The 23,577-nt window shown below is 31.2% G+C and carries 21 protein-coding genes, 1 tRNA gene and 1 riboswitch; of the genes, 3 read left to right on the plus strand and 19 right to left on the minus strand.

Annotated features, from left to right (window positions below; genetic code table 11):
• Positions 1-141 precede the first annotated feature (141 nt).
• Entirely contained in the window at positions 142-1,011 is an 870-nt protein-coding gene (gene pdxS / locus CLCY_RS00535) for a pyridoxal 5'-phosphate synthase lyase subunit PdxS (RefSeq protein WP_048569183.1), read from the plus strand.
• A 1-nt stretch (position 1,012) separates the two neighbouring features.
• Positions 1,013-1,582, plus strand: coding sequence for a pyridoxal 5'-phosphate synthase glutaminase subunit PdxT (gene pdxT / locus CLCY_RS00540; RefSeq protein ID WP_048569184.1), 570 nt, complete (start codon positions 1,013-1,015; stop codon positions 1,580-1,582).
• A gap of 108 nt (positions 1,583-1,690) precedes the next feature.
• Here the strand turns inward: pdxT and CLCY_RS00545 are convergent, their stop codons facing one another.
• The 6 genes from CLCY_RS00545 to secA form a co-directional block, all read right to left on the minus strand.
• Complete coding sequence (locus CLCY_RS00545) at positions 1,691-1,879, minus strand: hypothetical protein (RefSeq protein WP_048569185.1); 189 nt, start codon at positions 1,877-1,879, stop codon at positions 1,691-1,693.
• An 88-nt stretch (positions 1,880-1,967) separates the two neighbouring features.
• Complete coding sequence (locus tag CLCY_RS00550) at positions 1,968-2,726, minus strand: N-acetyltransferase (protein WP_048569186.1); 759 nt, start codon at positions 2,724-2,726, stop codon at positions 1,968-1,970.
• Positions 2,727-3,353 (minus strand): GyrI-like domain-containing protein, encoded by a 627-nt coding sequence (locus CLCY_RS00555; RefSeq protein ID WP_048569187.1) that lies wholly within the window; start codon positions 3,351-3,353, stop codon positions 2,727-2,729.
• A gap of 87 nt (positions 3,354-3,440) precedes the next feature.
• Positions 3,441-4,343: a helix-turn-helix transcriptional regulator gene (locus CLCY_RS00560; RefSeq protein WP_048569188.1), complete on the minus strand. Its 903-nt coding sequence runs from the start codon at positions 4,341-4,343 to the stop codon at positions 3,441-3,443.
• Between the two features lie 368 nt (positions 4,344-4,711).
• Positions 4,712-5,819 (minus strand): peptide chain release factor 2 gene (gene prfB / locus CLCY_RS00565; RefSeq protein ID WP_200899949.1). Its coding sequence is split into 2 segments (ribosomal slippage): positions 4,712-5,740 and positions 5,742-5,819, totalling 1,107 coding nucleotides; the frame shifts between segments, so codons are not numbered across the junction.
• Between the two features lie 116 nt (positions 5,820-5,935).
• Entirely contained in the window at positions 5,936-8,440 is a 2,505-nt protein-coding gene (gene secA, locus CLCY_RS00570) for a preprotein translocase subunit SecA (protein WP_048569190.1), read from the minus strand.
• Between the two features lie 336 nt (positions 8,441-8,776).
• Between secA and CLCY_RS00575 the strand changes: the two genes are divergently transcribed.
• Positions 8,777-10,852 (plus strand): methyl-accepting chemotaxis protein, encoded by a 2,076-nt coding sequence (locus CLCY_RS00575; RefSeq protein ID WP_048569191.1) that lies wholly within the window; start codon positions 8,777-8,779, stop codon positions 10,850-10,852.
• A gap of 74 nt (positions 10,853-10,926) precedes the next feature.
• On the opposite strand, the gene CLCY_RS00580 is transcribed toward CLCY_RS00575, so the two are convergent.
• The 13 genes from CLCY_RS00580 to CLCY_RS00640 form a co-directional block, all read right to left on the minus strand.
• Positions 10,927-11,319, minus strand: coding sequence for a bacteriohemerythrin (locus CLCY_RS00580; RefSeq protein WP_048569192.1), 393 nt, complete (start codon positions 11,317-11,319; stop codon positions 10,927-10,929).
• Positions 11,320-11,481: 162 nt separating this feature from the next.
• Positions 11,482-12,006 carry a ribosome hibernation-promoting factor, HPF/YfiA family gene (gene hpf / locus CLCY_RS00585; protein ID WP_048569193.1) on the minus strand — a complete coding sequence of 175 codons (525 nt, stop codon included), beginning with the start codon at positions 12,004-12,006 and terminating at the stop codon, positions 11,482-11,484.
• Between the two features lie 846 nt (positions 12,007-12,852).
• Positions 12,853-13,521: a ComF family protein gene (locus CLCY_RS00590; RefSeq protein ID WP_048569194.1), complete on the minus strand. Its 669-nt coding sequence runs from the start codon at positions 13,519-13,521 to the stop codon at positions 12,853-12,855.
• Positions 13,494-15,119, minus strand: coding sequence for a hypothetical protein (locus CLCY_RS00595; RefSeq protein WP_048569195.1), 1,626 nt, complete (start codon positions 15,117-15,119; stop codon positions 13,494-13,496). Before CLCY_RS00595 ends, CLCY_RS00590 begins: the two co-directional genes overlap by 28 nt.
• Positions 15,120-15,136: 17 nt before the next feature.
• Complete coding sequence (gene recD2, locus CLCY_RS00600; RefSeq protein WP_048569196.1) at positions 15,137-17,362, minus strand: SF1B family DNA helicase RecD2; 2,226 nt, start codon at positions 17,360-17,362, stop codon at positions 15,137-15,139.
• 109 nt (positions 17,363-17,471) lie between these two features.
• Positions 17,472-17,762, minus strand: a complete 291-nt coding sequence (locus tag CLCY_RS00605) for a hypothetical protein (protein WP_048569197.1) — start codon at positions 17,760-17,762, stop codon at positions 17,472-17,474.
• A gap of 45 nt (positions 17,763-17,807) precedes the next feature.
• On the minus strand, positions 17,808-18,464 hold the full coding sequence (locus CLCY_RS00610; RefSeq protein WP_048569198.1) for a VTT domain-containing protein: 657 nt from the start codon (positions 18,462-18,464) through the stop codon (positions 17,808-17,810).
• Between the two features lie 35 nt (positions 18,465-18,499).
• Entirely contained in the window at positions 18,500-19,432 is a 933-nt protein-coding gene (locus CLCY_RS00615) for a zinc ribbon domain-containing protein (RefSeq protein ID WP_048569199.1), read from the minus strand.
• Positions 19,429-19,701, minus strand: coding sequence for a hypothetical protein (locus tag CLCY_RS00620; protein ID WP_048569200.1), 273 nt, complete (start codon positions 19,699-19,701; stop codon positions 19,429-19,431). The genes CLCY_RS00615 and CLCY_RS00620 overlap by 4 nt, the downstream gene beginning before the upstream one ends.
• Positions 19,694-20,242, minus strand: a complete 549-nt coding sequence (locus CLCY_RS00625) for an RNA polymerase sigma factor (RefSeq protein WP_048569201.1) — start codon at positions 20,240-20,242, stop codon at positions 19,694-19,696. Before CLCY_RS00625 ends, CLCY_RS00620 begins: the two co-directional genes overlap by 8 nt.
• 67 nt (positions 20,243-20,309) lie before the next feature.
• Positions 20,310-21,701, minus strand: coding sequence for a lipopolysaccharide biosynthesis protein (locus tag CLCY_RS00630; RefSeq protein ID WP_048569202.1), 1,392 nt, complete (start codon positions 21,699-21,701; stop codon positions 20,310-20,312).
• Positions 21,702-21,849: 148 nt separating this feature from the next.
• Positions 21,850-23,040 (minus strand): methionine adenosyltransferase, encoded by a 1,191-nt coding sequence (gene metK, locus CLCY_RS00635; protein WP_048569203.1) that lies wholly within the window; start codon positions 23,038-23,040, stop codon positions 21,850-21,852.
• Between the two features lie 109 nt (positions 23,041-23,149).
• Positions 23,150-23,258, minus strand: a riboswitch (SAM riboswitch).
• 167 nt (positions 23,259-23,425) lie between these two features.
• Positions 23,426-23,510 (minus strand) — tRNA-Tyr (locus CLCY_RS00640).
• Positions 23,511-23,577: the final 67 nt, after the last annotated feature.

Below are 23,577 nucleotides of genomic sequence, written 5' to 3' on the forward strand. Positions count from 1 at the left end.
TCACCTACATCTTAAGCAATTCCCCAAATTTTTTTAACTTTTTTGAATTTTCCTATTGCAAAATGAATACAATACATTATAATAATTGTATGTATTAAATGATGCGTTTTGTAACGATACAATTTTAGGGGGTTTATAATTATGGAAAGACATGATCTTAACAAAAATCTTGCACAAATGTTAAAGGGTGGAGTAATAATGGATGTTACGAACCCTTGGGAAGCTGAAATAGCACAAGCTGCTGGAGCTTGTGCAGTTATGGCACTTGAAAGAGTTCCTTCAGATATTAGAAAGCAAGGCGGAATTGCTAGAATGTCAGATCCTCAAATGATTAAGGAAATTCAATCAGCTGTATCAATTCCTGTAATGGCAAAGGTTAGAATTGGACACTTTGTTGAAGCTCAAATTCTTGAATCACTTGGTGTAGATTATATAGATGAAAGTGAAGTTTTAACACCTGCTGACGAAGCTTACCACATTAACAAGAGAGACTTTAAGGTTCCTTTTGTTTGTGGAGCTAGAAACCTTGGTGAAGCACTTAGAAGAATAGGTGAAGGTGCTGCAATGATTAGAACAAAGGGTGAAGCAGGAACAGGAGACGTTGTTCAAGCTGTAACTCACTTAAGACAAATCATGGAAGATATAAGAAAGGTTAAAAGTGCTCCAAAGGAAGAACTTATGACTATAGCTAGAGACTTCGGGGCTCCATTTGACCTTATAGAATATGTATGGAACGAAGGAAAACTTCCTGTTGTTAACTTCTCAGCAGGAGGAATCGCAACTCCAGCAGATGCTGCACTTATGATGCAACTTGGTACTGAAGGTGTATTCGTAGGTTCAGGTATATTTAGATCAGGAAATCCTGAAAAGAGAGCTAAGGCAATAGTTCTTGCTACTACTTATTACAATGATCCAAAGATTATAGCTGAGGTTTCAGAAGATCTTGGAGAACCAATGTCAGGAATTGCAGCTAGTGAAGTAGCTACAACATACGCTGAAAGAGGTTGGTAATATGAAAATAGGGATATTATCAATTCAAGGTGGAGTTATAGAACATATAAATCACATTAAAGCCCTTGGTCATGAAGCTTTAGAAGTTAAGAAAAGTAAAGATTTAAATGATATTGATGGTTTAATTCTTCCTGGAGGCGAAAGCACCACCATAGGAAAGCTATTAAGGGATATGTCTATATTAGGTCCACTAAAGGAGAAAATATCCTCTGGTCTTCCTGTTTGGGGAACATGTGCTGGAATGATATTACTTGCTAAATCAATTGAAAATGATGACAGGCGCCATATTCAGGCTATGGATATTAGCGTAAAAAGAAATGCCTATGGTAGACAACTAGATAGCTTTGTTGTAGATCATGTTATACAAGGTGTTTCAGATGAACCTATTCCACTTGTCTTCATTAGAGCTCCTTATATAGTGAAAACTGGTGAAAATGTAGAAATACTGCACAGGGTAAATGACAGCATAGTTGCTGCAAAACAAGACAACATTCTTGTGACATCATTTCACCCTGAACTTTCAAATAATCTAGAATTTCATAGATACTTTGTATCTATGTGCCAAAAATAACTCTTTTTTAGTTAATCTCCTACCATAATAAAGGGATATGTCAAATTAGAAGTTAATTTCTAATTGATATATCCCTTACTATTTTAAATAAAACTAATGCATAGTAAATTACGTTTGATCAAGACCTGTAAGAACTTTATCAAATACATCTATTGTACATCTTTCTCCACTCCAATGTGTACAAGTTTCACAACTTCTACCTATCTTCTCATCAATTGATGAAGTAAGTGATTCTGAGTTATAATCTAAACAAGAAATTCCAACAAGCTTTAATTGGTCTTTACTAACTCCTGGCATATAAAACCCTCCTATCTAATAATTCTCTCAATTATATTCTTTCTCATAATGAGAAAATTATGTAGATTAAATATAGACCAGATATTTTTTATAATCCCCTATTCTCAAGAAAATTTATAAACTTTTTTTCAGAGAGAATTTCATTAGTTACAAATTTTCTATCATAAAAAAGACTGTATGTAGTAAAAGGTGCAGGTGCATTTTGTGCCTCTTCCTTTGACTTATACCTTATAGAAGTAAATTCAACACCTTTAGACCTTGCGATTTCTGAAATCAAATATGCGTATTTTTCAGTATGTGGACATTGACTTGAATAATATAAAACTATCCCTCTTTTATCAATTAAACCTTTTTTACTGCATTCTTTAAACCTAGGTTTTTCTATTTCATCTTCAAATGGTAAATATAAGAGTTCATAATATGGATGTGCCTCATCACAAATCTTAAAGCCTTTATATTTTAAATAATTTGCGTCGGATAAAAAGGGCATCTTTTTTTTACTTGAAAGGATAACTAACCCTTTTCTATTCCAAAGCTTTGTATCATTAATACATTCTTCCAATAGCTTATTTGCATATCCTTGACCTTTATACTTCCCAGAAACCCATAAACAATTTATAAATATATATCCATTAGCCTCTATAGGAGACCATGCATTTTCAGCTGGTATATACTCAACAAAAACCTTTCCTCGTACATTAAGCTTTTTGAAAATGAGTCCATTATCAAATTGTTCCTTCATCCACTGCTTTTTTGAGGTAATGCAACCTTCACCTCTTTTATCGCTAATAGCACAGCAAATATGTTCTCTATCAATGTTTTCAGAGTTAACATTTATAATATGCATTTACTTCTCCTTGGCTTCTACCTTAAATCTAAGTACTGTTTTAAGTTTATACTGCTGTGTTTTTCTTGGGTCAGAAAGATATATTTCTCGATGCTTATAGGAAGTTCTTTTATATCCATTATCCCTACAGAATTCTTCCATTTCCATAAAACTTTCTGCTTCACTATCATAACTTCCTAAATGAAGCATCTGGCAACATAAACCCTCGGTTATTGCTGCATATTCTATTTTATCAAGATAAATATTTGGCTTTTTCTTTTTCGTTTCTGCAATAAATCTTTCAAACAAATTCTTCGTTAAAAACTCTGGCTGGCGAATCATAATTTTATACTTTAAGTTATTTTTATCAGTAGCAGGCACGCTTTTATCTATTAAATCCCATACACCCTCAAGTGGAAATACAGTGTAATTGTAATAGCCTTCAGGAACATCCTTAGTTTTGTATGACATCTTTACAGCATAACTTAAACTGTAAAGTGCCGCTACTTTATGAGCAAATTCTTCATTATTTGGATTACCTTCACCATCTAAAATAACAAAATTTACACTTGGTACTCTTATAATTGTTGGTCTTTTCTTTGGAATATATAAATCCTTATAATCTTTTTTATAATCTATCTTATTCATTTACTTACTCCCTATTATTTTAATATGCTAACTTTAGCTTTATCTAAAGCTAGTTTAGCACTAGTAAGTTGACAACTATATGTCATATTATAAGTATTTTTTATAAGCTTCCTGTAATTTTACTTTTATTATTTCTCTAATATATTTTGGTTCTAAAACTTCAACTGCGTCTCCATAGGATAAAATATAGCTATAAAGCCATTCACTTTCTGGAAAGTTTACTGTTATAGTAAAAGTGCCATCATCGCTTTTTTCTATTTGCTTTTCATGAAATTCATCATATATTCTATATGACATTTTCCCATGAATTCTTAATACTGTTTTTACATCTTCTTTATGAATGTTTTTAAAGTCATTAAAAACCTGCTCTTGAACTTCTCTTTTAAAATATTCTTTTGATAAGCTAAGTTCTTTTAGTCGTGTTATTTTAAACATACGAAAATCATTTTTAACTCTACAAAAACCATAAAGATACCAGCCTTGTCCTTTAAATACTATCCTTAAGGGTTCAACTATTCTTTGAGTGCTTTCTCCAGAAGAAGAGAAGTATTCAAAACTTATAAGACTTTTATTTAAAATTGCTGTTTTAAGTAAACTAAACTTTTCACTTTCAAAGTTTTCACTACCCCAATGGGATAAATCAACATCAATCCAGTTTACATTCTCCTTTTTAAAGATATTTTGAAGCTTTCTAAGAATTGGCTCCACATCGGGGGTGCTTAAGGCGTTTAATCCTTGAAGTGATGATAAAATATCAACCTGTTCCTTTTCCGAAAGAATAGATTTATTTAAAACATAGTTATCTAAAATACTAATACCTCCACCTTTACCCCTATTAGCATAAACAGGTATACCTGCCTCATTAAGAGCATCAACATCCCTATAAATAGTCCTTACAGAAACTTCAAAATACTCAGATAATTCCCTAGCCGTAACCACCTTTTTATTAAGCAATATAAATACCATCTCAAGCAGTCTACTAATTTGCATCCCATATCACCACACTTACTTTTTCTCACTATAATGTTTATCATTATGAAAATTTATCTTCTATAAATTTAATATCAATATATCCTCTTAAACACAGTTATACAGAAACTCAACTACAAATTAATATTGTTATGTAAGCATAGCTTTCATTGCAAGTAGTGTAGCCCCCTTAGAAACCATAGAGCCAAAAACAAGAGATTCTTATCTATTAAAATATTGTTAGAGTTAGTAAGATATCGGCAAGCAAAGCGATTTAGATATCGCACTTACTCTAACAATATTTTAGTAGATTAGAAGCTCTGTTTGAAGGTCTCGTCGGTTTATAAGGAGGCTACACTACTGCAAGCACTCATACTTACATAATACAACTATTTAATTTGCTCTTTTAAATACTCTATTATAAATGAATCTAAATCTCCATCCATCACAGCTGATATATTCCCTATTTCCTTGTTTGTTCTGTGGTCTTTTACCAATGTGTATGGCTGGAATACATAGGATCTTATTTGAGATCCCCAGGCTATTTGACTATGGTCTCCTGAAAGATCTTCAATTCTTTCCTTATGTTCTCTTTCCTTAAGGTCAATTAATTTTGACTTAAGCATTTTTAATGCTGAATCCTTATTAGCATGCTGTGAACGTTGATTTTGGCATTGAACAACTATTCCTGTAGGTAAGTGAGTTATTCTTATGGCAGACTCTGTTTTATTAACATGTTGTCCACCTGCCCCACCTGATCTATAGGTATCAATTTTCATATCTTCTGTTCTTATTTCAATATCTTGCTGTTGAGTTATAACAGGTAGTATTTCAATAGACAAGAAAGATGTATGTCTCTTACCTGCTGAATCAAATGGTGATATTCTAACTAACCTATGAACACCTTTTTCAGATTTTAGATATCCGTAGGCATATTCTCCCTTAATCTCTAGTGTTACCGACTTAACTCCTATTTCATCTCCTGGAAGAAAATCTATAACCTCAACACTAAATCCTTTTCTCTCTGACCATCTTTTATACATTCTTAGAACCATTTCAGCCCAATCACAGGCTTCTGTTCCACCAGCTCCTGCATGGATTGTTAGTATAACATCATTTTTGTCATACTCACCTGCAAGAAGTGTTTTTATTTTAAGTTCCTCAAGCAGACTTTCAAGCTCACGTCTTTCTGCTCTTATCTCTGAAACAGATGATAAATCCTCTTCCATATCAGAAAGTTCTATAAGAACTTCTAAGTCCTCTAGCTTTCTTTCTAGGCTTTCATAGCTTTCTATTTTATCCTTTAGCATCCTTGACTCTTGAAGAATCTCCTGAGCCTTTTTACTATCATCCCAAAAACCTTCTTCTTGCATAACATTATCTAATTTTTCTAGCTTTAACTTTGACCCATCAACGTCAAAGAGAAGCCCTCATTTCTTTTAAAGCTTCCTTCATAGTAGGGATTGCACTATAGTGTTCTTCTAATTGTATATGCACCTTCAGCTCTCCTTTCTAATTATATTAATAATTATTATATTAAAACTTAACTTTTTTTACAAATCACTATTTCTAAAAAGGGAGCTTGAATTAACAAACTCCCTTTTCTTTTTTAATTATTGAAATTTTCCACAGCAGTTTTTAAATTTCTTACCACTACCGCATTTACATAAGTCATTTCTTCCTGTCTTATCCTTAACTTTTCTAGGTTCTTTTTTAAGAGAGTCATCACCATGACTTGCTGCCACTGGTTCTGCAACTCTTTCTCTTTCAATCTTCTTTTCAGCTTGAACTCTATATAGATATCTAATTGTGTCTTCCTTAATGTTAAAGATCATTTCTTCAAACATATTCATACCTTCGAATCTATATTCAACAGCTGGGTCCTTTTGTCTATATGCACGAAGACCAATACCTTGCTTTAACTTATCCATTGCATCTATGTGATCCATCCACTTAGTATCAACTACACGAAGAAGAATAACTCTTTCTATTTCTCTTATATCTTCTCCTATTTCTTCTTCCTTCATATCATATATAGAGTGCATTTTTTCCTTTAGTGCATCTAAAAGTTCGTCTCTTGAAAGCTTTTCTGCATCAGTAATATCCATTAATGAATCTACACCAACTACGTCTGATAGATATCTAATTAATCCTTCTCTGTCCCATTGATCTTCATTTACAGTTTGTGAAAGATGAGCATCTACAGCAGTAATAATAATATCATCTACCATTGATATAATATGTTCTCTTAGGTTTTCACCTTCAAGAACTTGGCTTCTTTGACCATATATTATTTCTCTTTGCTTATTCATAACGTTATCGTATTGTAAAACGTTCTTTCTAACTTCAAAGTTATTTCCTTCAACTCTTCTTTGAGCTTGTTCTATAGCATTTGATACCATCTTACTTTCAATAGGATCATCGTCTCCAAGTCCAAGTCTTTCTGTAATATCCTTGATTCTCTCAGATCCAAAAAGTCTCATTAAATCATCCTCAAGTGATATGTAGAATCTTGATCCTCCATTGTCTCCTTGACGTCCTGAACGTCCTCTTAGCTGATTATCAATTCTTCTTGATTCATGTCTTTCAGTACCAACAATCATAAGTCCGCCTAGTTCATCAACTCCATCGGTTAACTTAATGTCAGTACCACGTCCTGCCATATTTGTAGCTATAGTTACCATACCCTTTTCCCCTGCATGTGAAACTATTTCAGCTTCTTTTTCATGGTGTTTAGCATTAAGTACTTGGTGTGGTATACCTTTTCTTTTAAGCATGCTTGATAACAGTTCTGACTTTTCTATACTTATTGTACCAACAAGCATTGGCTGCCCTGTTTTATGAAGTTCAACTATATCATTTACTATAGCATTAAACTTTGCTCTTTCTGTTTTGTAAACTACATCTGAATAATCTATTCTTTGTACAGGCTTGTTTGTTGGAATTACAACAACATCAAGTCCATAAATTTCTCTAAATTCTGTTTCTTCTGTTTGTGCTGTACCTGTCATACCAGATATCTTATTGTATATTCTAAAGTAGTTTTGGAATGTTATAGTAGCTAGAGTTTTTGATTCTCTTTCTATCTTAACCCCTTCCTTAGCTTCAATAGCTTGATGAAGTCCATCGCTATAACGTCTTCCATCCATAAGTCTACCTGTAAACTCATCAACTATTACTATTTCACCATCACGAATCACATAATCAATATCTCTTTGCATTAGATTATGAGCCTTAAGGGCTTGAATTACATGATGTTGGATTTCCATATTGTCAGTATCTGCATAATTTTCAAGACTAAAATACTTTTCTGCCTTTTCAACTCCTGAATCAGTTAAAAGCACAGCATGTTGCTTTTCATCAACTGTAAAGTCGTCTTCCTTTTTAAGAATCTTTACAAAATTATCTGCTACTGAATATAAATGTGTAGATTTTTCACCTTCACCTGATATTATAAGAGGTGTTCTAGCTTCGTCTATAAGTATAGAGTCAACTTCGTCTACGATTGCAAAGTTAAGAGGTCTTTGAACTCTTTCTTCTTTATATATAACCATGTTATCACGAAGATAATCAAAACCATATTCATTATTAGTTCCATATGTTATATCACTTTCATATGCAGCTCTTCTCTCCGCTTGATCAAGTCCATGTACTATTATTCCAACGCTAAGACCTAGGAATTCATACACTCTTCCCATTTCTTCACCATCACGCTTAGCTAGGTAGTCATTAACTGTAACAACATGTACACCTTTTCCACTTAGGGCATTTAGGTATGCTGCAGTAGTTGCAACTAGTGTCTTTCCTTCCCCTGTTCTCATTTCAGCTATTCTTCCTTGGTGAAGAACTATCCCACCTATAAGCTGAACTCTATAGTGCTTCATTTTAAGCACTCTAAATGCTGCTTCACGTACAACCGCAAAAGCCTCTGGTAATATATCATCAAGGGTTTCACCCTTATTAAGTCTTTCTTTGAATTCGCTTGTCTTTGCCTTTAGCTCATCATCAGAAAGCTTTGACATAGCTTCATCATATGATTCAATTTTATCTACTATTGGTTGAAGTCTCTTTACTTCTTTGTCACTATATGATCCAAATAACTTACGGAATAAATTCATATATACACCCTCTTTATTTTTCGATAGTAATTATAATTTACAATACTAATTATTATAGCATTATAGGGATACATTATCAATAAAATACCCAGTAATGTATTATAATAACAGACCCTATACAAGGCAATTCACTATCATAAATTTACACCTTATAACACCTATTACCACTAAACACTTATCCATTCTTAAAACATCCTTTCCTCTTACTGGATATGCTGTCGAAAGTTGTATTTTAAATGTATTAAGTTTATACAACTATTATACGATTACTTTAAAAGTGCTATTTTACTTTAGCATATTTTTTTTGTAAGTCTATATTAGGATAAGGAGGATAATATGAAAAAGTTAAAAGATCTTTTAAGGATAAAAGATAATACATTAGAGGGAAAGCTATCGTCTACTATTATGATAATGTTAATTATTGTTTTTTTAGTTATTGTTGCAAGTACCTATCTCATTACTAGTAACGCCCTAGTAAACTCTGCTAAGGAAGAAGTCAATCTTTTAGCCAAAAATAACGCTAAAACGATAGAGGATATATTGCAAAGGGGTGATATATTAGCAGGGAATCTTGGAAGATATATTCAAAGTAATATAGATGGTGACAAGACGCAATTAGATAATTACATAAAGTTTAACATTAAAGATATAACAGAAAAGCAAAAAGAATTTTTTGCAGTAGGTGTTACATTCGAACCATACGTTTTTGATAAAACCAAAGAAAACTTCTCAATATACGGATATAGAGAAAATGGCAGCACTAACATGGGTGACCTTGGTTTATATTCAACATTTTCTAAAAAAGAATACTATGCTAAAGCAAAGGAAGTTAGAAAATCTGTTTGTTCTGAGCCATATATAGGTGCATTACCTAAGGACGAAAAAGTATGGATGATTACTTTAAGTTACCCTATATATAAAAATGATACTTTTATAGGAGTAGTTCTTATCGATGTTGACTCTAGATCATTTAGTGACGTAAAGTCAGATAAAAATAGATTTGATAGCCTATCATCCTTCATACTATCTAAGGAATCTACCTATGTATATAATGCCCTTAATCCTAGTCTAGTTGGTAAAAATGTAAAGGATACAGCAACAAAAGCTAATCCTAGCTTAATTACTGATAATATAAAGAAGGGATTAGGATTTGAGATTCAGGATACATCAAGTTTAACCAATAAATCTACAACTAACTTTTTCGTACCTATCAAAGCAGGCTCTACTGGAGATAACTGGTCATCAGTTGCAACTGTAGAAAACTCTGAAATAAGAGCACAAGCACTTATAATAAGTTTTGTATTAATTTGTATATGTATTTTAGGTCTAGTTATTATAATAATGGTTTCAACTAAAATTATTAAAAAGAGTCTTTCTCCGGTTAAATCAATAGTAGGTGCAGCTGAAAGTATATCTAATGGAAATCTTAATATTGATTTAAAAATAGAAAGTGAAGATGAAATAGGTACGCTGTCTGCAGCTTTTATAAGTACTGCAAATACTCTAAAGGATTATATATCTGAAATAGCATTTGTACTTAAGGAAATCTCTCAGGGAAACCTTAATATCCATCTTGAAAATGACTATAAAGGTGACTTTGAAAGCATTAAGTACTCTATGAATGAAATCGTAGACTCTCTAAATGATATGCTAGGTAAAATATACGAAACATCGGAACAGGTAGCTAGTGGTTCTAACCAAATGGCAGAAAGTTCTCAAGAACTTGCTAATGGTGCCGCTGAGCAGGCAAGTACTGTTGAGGAGTTTGTATCATCTATTCATGAAATCTCAAACAAGGTAAAGGAAAGTGAAAATAGATCTAATGAAGCTGTGGAATTCTCAGTTAAGGCAAGGGAAGAAGCTGTAAATAGTAATGTTCAAATGGAAAAAATGCTTGATGCTATGGATGAAATTAATATTTCAAGCAACAGTATAGTTCAAATAGTAGATGTAATTGAAAATATAGCAAGTCAAACTAACCTTTTAGCTTTAAACGCTTCTATTGAAGCAGCAAGAGCTGGAGAATCTGGAAAGGGATTTGCAGTAGTTGCTAATGAAGTTAAAGAACTTGCATCTAAAAGCGCAGATGCAGTAAAACAAATCTCTGAACTTATTGATAATAGTAAGTCCAAGGTAGAACAAGGAACTGAAATAGCTAGAGCTACATCAGAGAGATTAAAAGAGATTGTAAAAACATCTGAGGAAATGGCAACTATTCTTAGTGGTATTTCAAAGATTAGTCAAGAACAATCTGGCTCTTTAAATGAACTATCCGTTGGAATAGATCAAATATCAAATGTAGTAGAAGAAAATTCAGCAAGTTCAGAGGAAAGTTCAGCAATAAGTGAAGAACTTTATGCACAATCAACTTCTCTTAAGGAACTTCTTTCAAGATTTAAACTAAAAAATTAAAATAATTAATAAGAGGGATAATTAAATAATAATTATCCCTCTTAAATTTATTGCACCTTATATAACTTTATATCCTAATTTTCTGTAAATAACCTATCATTTTTAAGTATATGTTCACTTGTCCAATTAATTACAAACTCAATAATTGATAGTAAGTATGCATCTTGATCCTCATCTATCTTATTAAAGTCTACATCATTAACCTTTTTCAAGAAATTATCATGTTCTACTTTATGAGAAAAGAACTTCTTATATCTGATACTTAACAGATATTCTTCCTCAGATTTAAAGTGAAATATCGCGTATTCCTTTAGCTCTTCTAATACTTCAACAATTTTATCGTACTTATCAACATATGTATCATTTTTCAGAAGGTCGTATGCTCTTCCTCCAATTTCAAATATCTTTTCATGTTGCTTGTCAATTTCTTCTACCCCAATTAAGTAATCATCTTTCCACTTTAGCATTTTTCTATCTCCCTCAAACCCGTATTTTTAACTATTACTTATCATATGTAAAGGTACAATAACTTCTTAGACTATTATACTAAATACATACTGTTTTGGTAATACATTAATATAATAGGGCACAATATCCAAATAGATATTATGCCCTATTACTAAGTACATTTAAAATTCAGGTTCTATCAATCCATAATTTCCATCTTTTCTCTTATATACTACATTAACCTCATCAGTATCACTACTTCTGAATACAAAGAAATTATGTCCTAATAAATCCATTTGAAGAACCGCTTCCTCTATATCCATAGGTTTAACTGCAAACTTTTTAGTTTTAACTACCTTTGAATCATCTTCATCAGTTTCTGTAGGTATTTCTGAGAATCTTAAACTTTGTGTAAAGTCTCCTCTTCTCTCTATTTTATGTTTATGTTTTACTATTTGTCTTTCTATTTTATCTACAACACGATCAATTGCTGTATACATATCCTCTGTTGTTTCTTCTCCTCTTACGATAACTCCATTTGTAGGAATTGTAACTTCTACTATTTGTCTATTTTTCTCAACAGAAAGTGTCACCTTAGCCTCTAAATCAGGATTAAAATACTTATCAAGTCTTCCAATTTTCTTTTCAATTGAATCCTTTAAAGCCTCTGTTACTTCAATATTTCTTCCAATAATTTTAAATTTCATGGTATCTACCCCTTTCCTATTAGCTTCGGGATTTAACTAAGTTAAATTTAGTTTATATGTTTAATATTATTTTAATATTCAAACAACTTAACTGCAAGTTACTCATTTACTAAATTATCTCATTTTTCTGAAAATATATGTTATTTTTAGCTTTTTCCTTCGTGTAGATAATTAATTCACCTATAAATTAATATTGACATGCAAATTACACATATCCACATCATTGATAACTACCCCTGTGGATAATGTGTGTAAGTATGTGTATAAGTTGATATACTTTACTTTCTCAATTTAAAAGCCTGTGGACTACCTGTAAATATCTGAATTTTATGCTATATTCGACAAAATTTTATTACAAATTACTGTAAAATTTATAGACAATATACCTCTAATTTATCCACAAGTTTTCTCCTATATTCTCATTTTTTATGTATTAATCACTAAAAATATGTATATAAGTATTATATACTACTTTTTTTACTAGCATATGGTAATTATCAACAATTTTATATATATTTTTGATTAACTTATAACTATTATATGCGTAAATAGAAAAAATATACCTAATTATGAAATAATAATTTTTAGGTATATTTATAAAAATATAAAAAGGCATAAATTAATTAGTTGACCTGGTTTTTGACCCCACACCCGCCTGCTGGAGGTTTTGCCTAAGGTGGTATGCCTCTCACTATTCCCTCTCTCGAAGATCTTGTCCCCGGCAGGTCTTACTTCTATACCGCACCATGCTCATTAGAACTTTTTCTAACTTACGTGGATCGTTTTGCCTGCGACTAGCATCGACTTTCAACCACAAACCTAATTAATATATGCCTTATTAGCTATTTAAAATTTTTTTGTTGTAGCAAAGGATAAAAGACTAACATTATTATCCTCACCTATTTCTAAAGCTGCAAAATGTGCAGTTGCACAGGTTGTTACAACATCATCTATTAAAAGAATATTTTTGTTCTTATAAAGAGTATTACACTTTAAAGAACCTCTAACATTATACCATCTTTCCTCCCCACTTAACAATACTTGATTAGGTGTATTTTTAACTTTTTCAAGTGATGTTTCTACAGGGATTCCAGTAACGCTACCTATTCTTTTAGCAATTAAAAGGGAATGGTTATATCCTCTCTCTAATAATTTATCCCTATGCATAGGGATTGGTATAATTATATCTATAGAAATATCCTCTTTTTCTATAAATCTAGCCATTATATCTCCTATTATTTTAGCTTTATCTACTTCTTTATTATACTTTAAGCCATACACCATCTCTTTTATTTTTCCTTGAAATTCAAATATAGAATAGGTATTTTTAAGAATTGTGTTATATTCTAGAACACTCTTATCTAAATATGGAAGATAGGAGTTACAATTATCACATATAGGAAAAGCCTCCTCTATATGACTTTCACATATAAAGCAGACTCTATCCTCTGTATATATAATTTCAAGTAATGATGACAATAAATATTTTATTCTTTTATATAGCCATTTTCCCATGCTATCTTATTAATACTCCTTATTATAGATTTTGCTCTTAACATATTTTCTCCCTCTTCATTTGCAATAAAAAGGGCTTCCCTAAAGCTTTTAGTCATATGGTTATTTGCCATACTACACATGTAAAGAAGTACATCTTCACTGTATTTTTCCAAATCGCTGTACATAACTATTACGTTAATATTATATATAGGATCAATACTATCTATATAATTAGAACTTATAAGTATAGTTTTCTCCCCTTTAAGAAAACTATAATAGTCTTCCCTATTTTTTTCACTTGATATACCTACTGGTTCTTTTATGCCCTCTATTTTTGTAAGATAGTTTTTAAGATAAATTGATATTCTATTACTAGGGGTAAATATAATAACATTGGATCCTTCTCTAATCGACCACTTTACCATATCAAGACTTATATCCGGAAGATATACTGTTCTTTCATCTATATATCTAGATATTATAAACTTAGGCTCAGGTATAGGATTTTCTATATTTATAGGAGGTATTTGAACCTCACTACTACTTCCTTTAATAAGGTTCTCCTTAAACTTTAATGGAATTACGCTAATATTAATGAACTTTCCATTGGTCTTTAGAGCACGTTTACATACAGAATATATATTTTTATATGGTTTCTGAGGAAATGCTAGTCTATCATCAAGTATAGAAAGATCAAAATCATCCTTAAAAGCAGGTACATTAGTATATGAGCAGATTAATATATCCGCATCACCAAAGCCATCTGTTCCATCAAAAACATGTATATTTGCTCCATCAATAATCTCTCCTATATCCTTCTTTAAAGAATACATATCATTGGAGGAAGTTACGTATAATACTCTTCCTGAGCTTTTTAACACTTCATATATAGCTCCAAAGGAGAATACATTCTGCCTTAACATAGGAGGACATAGAACTACTAGGTTCTCTCCCCTTGAGAGTATAAAATCCCCTATAATATTAATATAGTCCCTAAGCTTTTCATCAAGCTTAGTCTTTCTATATCTAATGTTACATCCTCCACCTGTAGAAATAGCCTCATTTTTATATATTAAAATATCCCCTGCTGAGTATCCTAAAAAACAATCTTCACAGGTTTCATCGCATATGTCACAATATTCATTTTTAGTTTTTTTCCCATACAAAGGGTTAATTTTAATTTTTTCCTTTAAGTATAAAAATTGAAGACAATTATATAATTCCTTAACATCCGTCTTTTTTATAATCTTTTCCCTTAGTATATCTAAGGTAACAACTGTGTCACCTATAGAATCTAATACACTATCAACTAATTCGTCATCAGGCAGGGGAATCTTTTCTGATATCTTTAAAGATACCTTTTCTACATTTAATTTCTTAAGCACCTTAAAAATCCTTCTATCCTTTAAAGGTATTATAAAGCTTAACTTAGAAATCGATCTTTTTATTATTCTTAATATAAACTTTCCCATATAAAGTGGTAAATAAGGAGTTATAACCTCTATCTCGCTTACTCCTTTAAACTTATTTAAATATGAGTAGTCTATTTTGGGATTTAGAGAATAATCATAAATATATGACCCCTGTACCTTTGCCCTATATACTACAACATCCACTTATCTCACTCCTAAGTCTATTTTATAACTTCACAGAAGTTTTTGATTCTATTTTTTAGGGATGAATATCTTTTTGTAATTGTTTTATTCTTTATCATCGTGCTTAGAGTTTGCTTAACTCCTATAAGAACAAGAAATGACTTTGCACGAGTTACACCTGTATATATTAAATTCCTTGTCATAAGCATAGGGGGACCATAAAAAACAGGTATTATGCATACAGGAAATTCACTCCCTTGGCTCTTGTGTATTGTAATAGCATAAGCAAGTTCTATTTCATCTAGACTTGAAAAGTCATATTCAACTCTTTTATCCTCATCAAATATAATATATGCTTTGCTATCCTCGGTATTAATCCTCTCTATATATCCTATGTCACCATTGAATATTCCGCTACCCTCTTCACCTTCAATAGTTAAACTTTCCCAAGTAAGTTGATAATTATTTTTTGTTTGCATAACCTTATCGCCAACTCTTAAAATGTACTCCCCAACCTTTTTTTCTGTTTTAGATGGAGATTTTGGATTAAGTATTTCTTGAAGGGCATTATTTAGATGGATAATACCAGCTTCTCCTTTTTTCATAGGGGATAGTACCTGTATATCCTTCATCCTATCTAAATCTTTTTTAAACTTAGGAAGTCTTACATTAACAAGATTTGCAATTTCTTTTATTATCCCATCTGCACTATTGTTTTGAAGGAAGAAAAAGTCCTTATCCTTTTCATTAAGTATAGGCATATCTCCATTATTAATCTTATGTGCATTTATAGTTATAAGACTCTCCATAGATTGCCTGAATATATGTTGAAGTCTTGCAACAGCTATTCCTCCACTTTCTATAATATCAAGAAGTACATTACCTGGACCTACTGAAGGCAATTGATCTACATCTCCCACTAGTATAAGTCTTGTAGTTGAACTCATTGCCTTTAAAAGAGAATTCATAAGCATTACATCTATCATAGATGCCTCATCTACAATAATAACATCAGCTTCTATTGGTTCATTTTCATCCTTAGCAAAAGTATTTCTATCAGAGTCCGAAATAAATTCTACTTGTAGTAATCTATGAATTGTTTTCGCCTCATAACCTGTACTTTCACTCATTCTCTTTGCAGCACGACCAGTTGGTGCACAAAGACATACATTTAAACTTCTATTTTCAAATATTTTTATAATACACTTTATAATAGTTGTTTTTCCAGTTCCCGGTCCTCCAGTAATAACACATACACCATTTTTAACACCTTCTTTAATCGCATCTATTTGTTCAGGTGCAAAGCTAATGTTATTTTCCTTTTCAAAATCTTTAATTTCAATATCCACTTTTTCAGTTTCAACATCTATTCTATTAAGTGTAAGCTCCACTATTTTCTTAGCTGATTTAACCTCAGAAAAAAACATAGGAGAAAGATAAATACATGTTACTTCCTCTACTTCATCAACTACTATATCACGATTGAGATTAAGAGTATTTATCCCCTCTCCTATAAGGGATGCATCTACCTTAAGCTCCGCCGCTGATTTTTTAATACATTCTTCCTTAGGTAAGTAAACATGACCATTACCTACAGCAGTTGATAATACATATTTTATACCTGATGCTATTCTAAATGGTGAATTAACATTCATACCTAAACTCTTTGCTATTTTATCTGCTGTTTTAAAACCTATTCCTTGTATATCCTCACATAAACTATAGGGATTCTCCCTAAGAACTGTAATCGACGCCGCTCCATATTTTTTAAATATCTTAATTCCATAACTTGGAGTAATACCATGACTTTGAAGAAAAATCATAATTTCTTTAAGTTCTCTTTGTTCCTTTAAAGACTCTCCTATTTTCTTAGCCTTTCTAGAGCCTATCCCCTCAACCTCTGTAAGTCTTTCAGGATTCATCTCAATAATATCTAGAGCTTTCTCTCCAAAAGCTTTAATTATCTTCTTTGCTGTAACAGGGCCTATCCCATTTATAAGACCAGATGCTAGATATTTTTCTACTCCCTCAAGAGTTGTTGGAAGAATTTCCTCAAAACTATCAACTTTAATCTGCTTACCAAAACTTTTATGATAGGTCCATTCGCCCTTTATATGTACCCTTTGACCTTCGCTTAAATAATGCATATATCCTACAATAGAGTAGTTCTCCATATCCTGCTCACATTTAATCTTAGCTACTGTATATCCATTGTCATCATTTTTATATACAATAGATGTAACTATTCCATCTACTTCTACCATAAATACCACTCCCAAATGTATCATATAGAAAGGATTATACCATAAATTCTATCCATTTAGAGATTATCTAACTATTCAGATGCATTGTACAATGTAATTCTATATAGGATTATATCTTTTTCTCAACAATTATTAAAAATGCCCATATAGCTAACTGCATAATAATAACTACACCTAAGTTAAACTTTAGTGTAGTTACTAAAACAAGCGCAATTACAGATAAGAAAATTCCTAAATCAAATGAAAGTATTTTCATTCCACCTTTATTTGCTATATATTCTCTTCCATTATTAGTTGAAGTTTTCATCTTTAGCTTTCTAAACATTATCATTTTAAAAACAATTGTCCCTATAACACTTATAAAACATAAACTTTCTGGTAAATTAAACTTTTCAAACATATAAATCCTCCATAAACTTTTTATATATATTATAAAGCATTTAACTTAATAATTTACCTTTTTATCTTTTAATTTTATATTTGATTCCATTTTATGTTTTATAATCTCATAGAATATTGGAACAACAGAAATTATAATAATTACCATTAGTACAATTGAAAAGTTATCCTTTACTATTTGAAAATTACCAAATATAAATCCTCCTATAAGAAAAAGGTTAACCCAAACAATTCCACCCAGTACATTATATATCCCAAATTTTCTATATTCCATTTTTCCTACCCCCGCAACAAAAGGAGCAAAGGTCCTTACAATCGGTACAAACCTTGATAAAAATATCGCCTTACTACCATACTTATCATAAAATTTTTGTGCCTCTCTAATATATTTTGCTTTTATTATTGGAGTATTGAATTTTATAATTTTTCTACCTATACTTTTACCTACTATATAATTTATTCCATCACCTAAAATAGCTGCCATAGTAAGTAGTAAGCTAAGACTTAGTATATTCATACCTGAGGAAGCCCCTAGGGCCCCACAGGCGAATATAATTGAATCTCCAGGTAAAAAAGGAGTTATAACAAACCCAGTTTCACAAAATATTATTAAGAATAATATTAGGTATATAGAAGGTCCATAATTATCTATAAGGACAGGTATATATTTATCAAAATGAAGAGCTACATTAATAATAAACATAATAGTTATCCTTTCAATATTAATATAATTAAATCTTATTCTTCAAGTTCACTTCCACATTTTTTACAGAAATTATCACTTAAACTTACTACTGTGCTACATTTTTTACATGTTTCACTAATTTTTGCTCCACAGCAAGTACAATAAACATTTCCCTTACCTTGAAGAGCGTAACACCTAAAGCATATTTTATTATTCTGCTTATAAATTAAATAAACAAATAATCCTGCTATATTAGTAAATAGAGTTAAAACTCCCCAAAGAGTACTATTTAACTTTGACTTAGTAGCATTACCATACACCCACAGTGCTATAAGTACCCAATATATCATAAAGAAAAGTATTATAATAGCCGCAACTGATTTTATATATAATTCTCCATTTGCTACAGGCTTAATATCATTAATAAAGTAAATCTTGTCTCCAGAGGCTCTATCTGTAACATAACTTAATAAATAGACCTTTTTACCTACAAAATTATTTTCATAAAAATAATCATCTTCGTATTTTTTCTTAATTTTATCTTCTTCCCCAGGTAAAACTTTAGATAAAATCAAACTTTCATCATTAACAAGTTTAAAGTATATATCTGGATTAGATTTTATTATTAAAAATCTATTTTCTTTATCTGAAATGTTTTGTAATTCTAACTTATTATCCTTTGCTATTGTAGAATTTTTAGCACTAAATTTTATATCATTTTGGTTATTCAATATTATAATATCTACTATATCTGATGAGTTATCTGCAAGCTTTTTCAAATCTGATTTAACGCTCGAGATTCCTTGATTATTTTCCTCTATTTTTTCACTTATATTATTATAGTTATATAGGAAAGTAATTTTTTCTCTAAACTTATATACTAAAAACCCAAGGGATAATATTCCTGCACATATACCTAGAACAATGTATATACATACTATCTTTTTAAAGTTAATCCTTTGAATAATTTCATCAATTTTTTTCATTCAACTATTCCTCCTAAATCATTATTTAGTATTATAGGCGAAAGTATAAATAAAGATAAACTTAAGAATAGTAGTATAGGAATACTAAGAGTTATGATATTTATCCCTACTAATGTTAATAGAAATGGTACAGTTATAAACATTACACAGCTAATCATAAAGAATAACTTTAGTGCTCTTTCTTTTCTTTTTTGTTTTATTTCAAAACACTTTCTCTCTATTTCATCATTTAGATTAATAATTAAGTTATCTAAATTTTTATCACTCATAATATCCCCCCTTTAACTTTATAAGTCCTCTAAGTTTTACCATGCCATTGTGAATACGACTTTTTATCGTTTTAGTCTCACATCCTAATCTCTCTGCTATTTCATTTAATGTAAGGTTCTCCAAATACTTAAACTTTATTGCCTCTCTCTGCTGTGGCTTTAAACTATCAATTATAGCCATTAATTCTTCTACTTCAATATTATTAAGAACATTTTTTTCTATATTGATATCTGAAATTAATTCAAATCCATCATCTAGCCTCACAAGGATATGCTTATTTTTTCTCAAGTAATCAATATATGTGTTTCTAGCAATAGTCATAACATAGGTAGAAAATTTAGCCTTCCCATATAAGTCAAACTTTTCAATACTACGAATTAATTTAATAAAAGTATCTTGAGTTAAATCTTCACTAAGCTGTATATCACCTGAGAGTTTTAAGAGAAACTTTGAAATATAAGGGTAATAGAATTTTATCAATTCTTCAAAAGCTTCTTTTTCCCCAGTCTGAGCAAGTTTTATAAGTTTTGTCTCATTCAAAGTTCCACCTCTCTTCTTCTCTTAATTATTACACGTATTAATCTTAAAAAAGGTTGCTAGATTTTAATTACTTATTAAAAATTAATTTTCTTATACTTACTAGGATATCATTCATATTAAATAAGATTATGACTCCTAAAAGTAGAATTTCATAAAAGATCCAATAACTTATCTCTGATATCATTACTATACTTTGTATAAAAATGACAGTAATATTTAGGACTATTCTCCATGTATTCCATTTAATTTTAATGTATTTTTTAGTATTAATTACTCTTAAAATAAACACTACTAAATAACTTATTAAAGTAGCTAAAGCAGCACCATTCACTCCTATTTTAGGTATAAAAAGTAGGTTTAATATTACATTTATAACTGCTCCTACTACCATTGTAACAAGGGATAAACTACTCTTCTTTTCAACCATATAAATACTTCCCAAAAAAGTTACGAAACATGAAAATATTGTAGCCATGACTAAAAAGGGTATATACCTCCATGATGGATAAAATGAACTAGAAACTAAAATCTTTGTTATAAACTTTGAAAGCAGAACTAACATAGATGCAGATATAAAAATTATAGCTTGATATGCACCAAATACCTTAGTAAAAAACTTTTCTCTATCAGCTGAGTCATCTTCACTAATAGCAGACATTTGCCAAGCATCCATAAAAATGCCTGAGACTAAAACTATTACACTTGGTATTTTATAAGAAACAGCATACAATCCATTAGCTTTACTCCCAATCATATAGGAAACTAAATATCTATCAGACACATTAGTAATCCACCAAAAAATTGTTGTTGGTATAAGAGGAATAGCGTATCTATACATTACATTTGCAGTTGATAACTTAATTCCTTTTATATGAATATATCTATGAAGTCTTGCTGATACAAATAGGAATATCACCGATGTTATATCAGAAAATATTATAGCCATAACATATCCAAGTATACCTAATCTAAAAGTGACTAAAAATAATATATTGTATATTATTGTAGTTATTGTACTTAAAACTCCGTCAAATGCATAAAGCTTAACATATTGTTTGGCTCTAACAAACTGAGAACAAAGGGAACGCAGTGAAGAAGTTAGAACAAATATGTAAATAACCCTTGTATGCTCAGATATATAATTTAATTTTGATAAAATAGGCTCAAGTAATAAAAATACACAAAATCCAGCAAATATAGTAAAGAGACCTATAGAAAAGACATCCTTTTTATCTATACTTTTATCTAAACCAAAACGAATAACAGCACCTGTTATTCCCACTGAGACAATAGGTATAAGTAAATTAGAGGTTTGGACCAAAAGGTCAACAATACCATAATCTGAATTACTCAAAACCCTTGTATATAAAGGCATAAGTAGAAAAACAAGCACTTTAGAACTAAATGTCCCAATTCCGAAAATAGCTGTGTTTGAAATCAATTTCTTGTATCTATCCAAGTTCTTCATCCTTTCTTTATATAACCTTAACTTTCACCCTTTGCTATAAAAATATCCCTATCTTTGATTACACGTAAAACATATAAAAAGGTTGCAAAAAAATTTAAAAAGGCTATCTAATTTCTTAGATAGCCCTTTGTTATTAATATTATAGGTTTTTAGCAGCTTCTTTAATTGCTTCAACCTTATCCAGTCTTTCCCATGGAAGGTCAAGGTCGTTTCTTCCGAAGTGTCCATATGCAGCAGTTTGCTTGTAGATTGGTCTTCTAAGTTCTAGGTTCTTTATAATAGCACCTGGTCTTAAATCAAATACATTTTCTACAATTGAAACTATCTTGTCATCTGACATCTTAGCTGTTCCAAATGTTTCAACTCTTATTGAAACTGGCTTTGCAACACCTATAGCGTATGCAACTTGAACTTCTATCTTATCAGCGATATCTGCAGCAACTAGGTTCTTTGCAACCCATCTTGCAGCATATGCAGCTGAACGGTCAACCTTAGTAGAATCCTTTCCTGAGAAAGCTCCTCCACCGTGTCTTCCGTATCCACCATAAGTATCAACGATTATCTTTCTTCCTGTAAGTCCTGCATCTCCTTGAGGCCCACCAATAACGAATCTTCCTGTTGGGTTGATAAAGTATCTAGTGTTTTCATCAAGTAGATTAGCTGGAACTGTTGTCTTAATAACATTTTCAATTAGGTCTTTTTCAATTTGTTCTCTTGAAACTTCTGGACCATGTTGAGTTGATATAACTATAGTATCTATTCTAACTGGAGTTTCTCCATCATATTCTACAGTAACTTGCGTCTTACCATCTGGTCTTAGGTATCCTAATGTTCCATTTTTTCTAACTTCAGTAAGTCTTCTAGCTAGCTTATGAGCAGTAGCTATTGGAAGTGGCATCATTTCTTCTGTTTCTCTACAAGCAAAACCAAACATCATACCTTGGTCCCCTGCCCCTACAGAGTCTATGTCTTCTTCCATTTCACCTTCCTTAGCTTCAAGAGCCTTGTCAACTCCCATAGCTATGTCAGCTGATTGTTCATTTATAGCTGTTAAAACTGAACATGTTTCAGCATCAAAACCAAACTTAGCTCTAGTATATCCTATACCTTTAACAGTTTCTCTAACTACCTTTGGAATGTCTACATAACATGATGTTGAGATTTCTCCCATAACCATAACCATTCCTGTTGTTGTTGCAGTTTCACATGCAACTCTTGCCATTGGATCCTTTTCTAGAATCGCATCAAGTATTGCGTCTGAAATTTGGTCACACATTTTATCTGGATGTCCTTCTGTAACTGACTCAGAAGTAAATAGTAATCTTGCCATAATAAATCCTCCTCTAAATTAAAAATTTTCATTTGTAATATGGCTTTATCTAAGAGGCACAATATTAAAAAAAGCCCCTCCGACAAGGAAGGACTTGAAAATTCTAATCTCCTCATCTACCAAAGTTATAAAACTCTGCAGGAATTGGCACCTGATGTAGCTATGCTACCGGTTGCCGGGTTTCATAGGGCCAGTCCCTCCACCTCTCTTGATAAGCTAAAACCATATTCTCTCTTAATGTTTACTATCCGATTCTATCACAACACTTTTAATTATGTCAATAACTTTGTTTAAATGAAAAAAGTTCATCTAAATTGGTAAAAAATTCTCACATATTACCTAAATTCAAGACAAAAGGAAAAGACTCAAGTTAAACTTGAGTCTTTGGTGGAGCAGGGTGGATTCGAACCACCGAAGTCGCTGACAACAGATTTACAGTCTGCCCCCTTTGGCCACTCGGGAACTACTCCTCATTATGGAATTATGGAGCCGGCAATAGGATTTGAACCCACGACCTACTGATTACAAGTCAGTTGC

This window comes from Clostridium cylindrosporum DSM 605, assembly GCF_001047375.1.
Taxonomy (GTDB): domain Bacteria; phylum Bacillota; class Clostridia; order Clostridiales; family Caloramatoraceae; genus Clostridium_AB; species Clostridium_AB cylindrosporum.

Bases quoted from the DNA above. Each gene is read 5' to 3' on its own strand.
- CLCY_RS00605 (WP_048569197.1), bottom strand. From the start codon at position 17,762: ATGTTTGAAAAGTTTAATTTACCAGAAAGTTTATGTTTTATAAGTGTT.
- pdxS (WP_048569183.1), top strand. From the start codon at position 142: ATGGAAAGACATGATCTTAACAAAAATCTTGCACAAATGTTAAAGGGT.
- CLCY_RS00560 (WP_048569188.1), bottom strand. From the start codon at position 4,343: ATGCAAATTAGTAGACTGCTTGAGATGGTATTTATATTGCTTAATAAA.
- metK (WP_048569203.1), bottom strand. From the start codon at position 23,040: ATGGCAAGATTACTATTTACTTCTGAGTCAGTTACAGAAGGACATCCA.
- pdxT (WP_048569184.1), top strand. From the start codon at position 1,013: ATGAAAATAGGGATATTATCAATTCAAGGTGGAGTTATAGAACATATA.
- CLCY_RS00610 (WP_048569198.1), bottom strand. From the start codon at position 18,464: ATGTTTATTATTAATGTAGCTCTTCATTTTGATAAATATATACCTGTC.
- CLCY_RS00550 (WP_048569186.1), bottom strand. From the start codon at position 2,726: ATGCATATTATAAATGTTAACTCTGAAAACATTGATAGAGAACATATT.
- CLCY_RS00615 (WP_048569199.1), bottom strand. From the start codon at position 19,432: ATGAAAAAAATTGATGAAATTATTCAAAGGATTAACTTTAAAAAGATA.
- CLCY_RS00590 (WP_048569194.1), bottom strand. From the start codon at position 13,521: ATGGGAAAATGGCTATATAAAAGAATAAAATATTTATTGTCATCATTA.
- secA (WP_048569190.1), bottom strand. From the start codon at position 8,440: ATGAATTTATTCCGTAAGTTATTTGGATCATATAGTGACAAAGAAGTA.
- CLCY_RS00545 (WP_048569185.1), bottom strand. From the start codon at position 1,879: ATGCCAGGAGTTAGTAAAGACCAATTAAAGCTTGTTGGAATTTCTTGT.
- recD2 (WP_048569196.1), bottom strand. From the start codon at position 17,362: ATGGTAGAAGTAGATGGAATAGTTACATCTATTGTATATAAAAATGAT.
- CLCY_RS00555 (WP_048569187.1), bottom strand. From the start codon at position 3,353: ATGAATAAGATAGATTATAAAAAAGATTATAAGGATTTATATATTCCA.
- CLCY_RS00620 (WP_048569200.1), bottom strand. From the start codon at position 19,701: ATGAGTGATAAAAATTTAGATAACTTAATTATTAATCTAAATGATGAA.
- CLCY_RS00575 (WP_048569191.1), top strand. From the start codon at position 8,777: ATGAAAAAGTTAAAAGATCTTTTAAGGATAAAAGATAATACATTAGAG.
- hpf (WP_048569193.1), bottom strand. From the start codon at position 12,006: ATGAAATTTAAAATTATTGGAAGAAATATTGAAGTAACAGAGGCTTTA.
- CLCY_RS00580 (WP_048569192.1), bottom strand. From the start codon at position 11,319: ATGCTAAAGTGGAAAGATGATTACTTAATTGGGGTAGAAGAAATTGAC.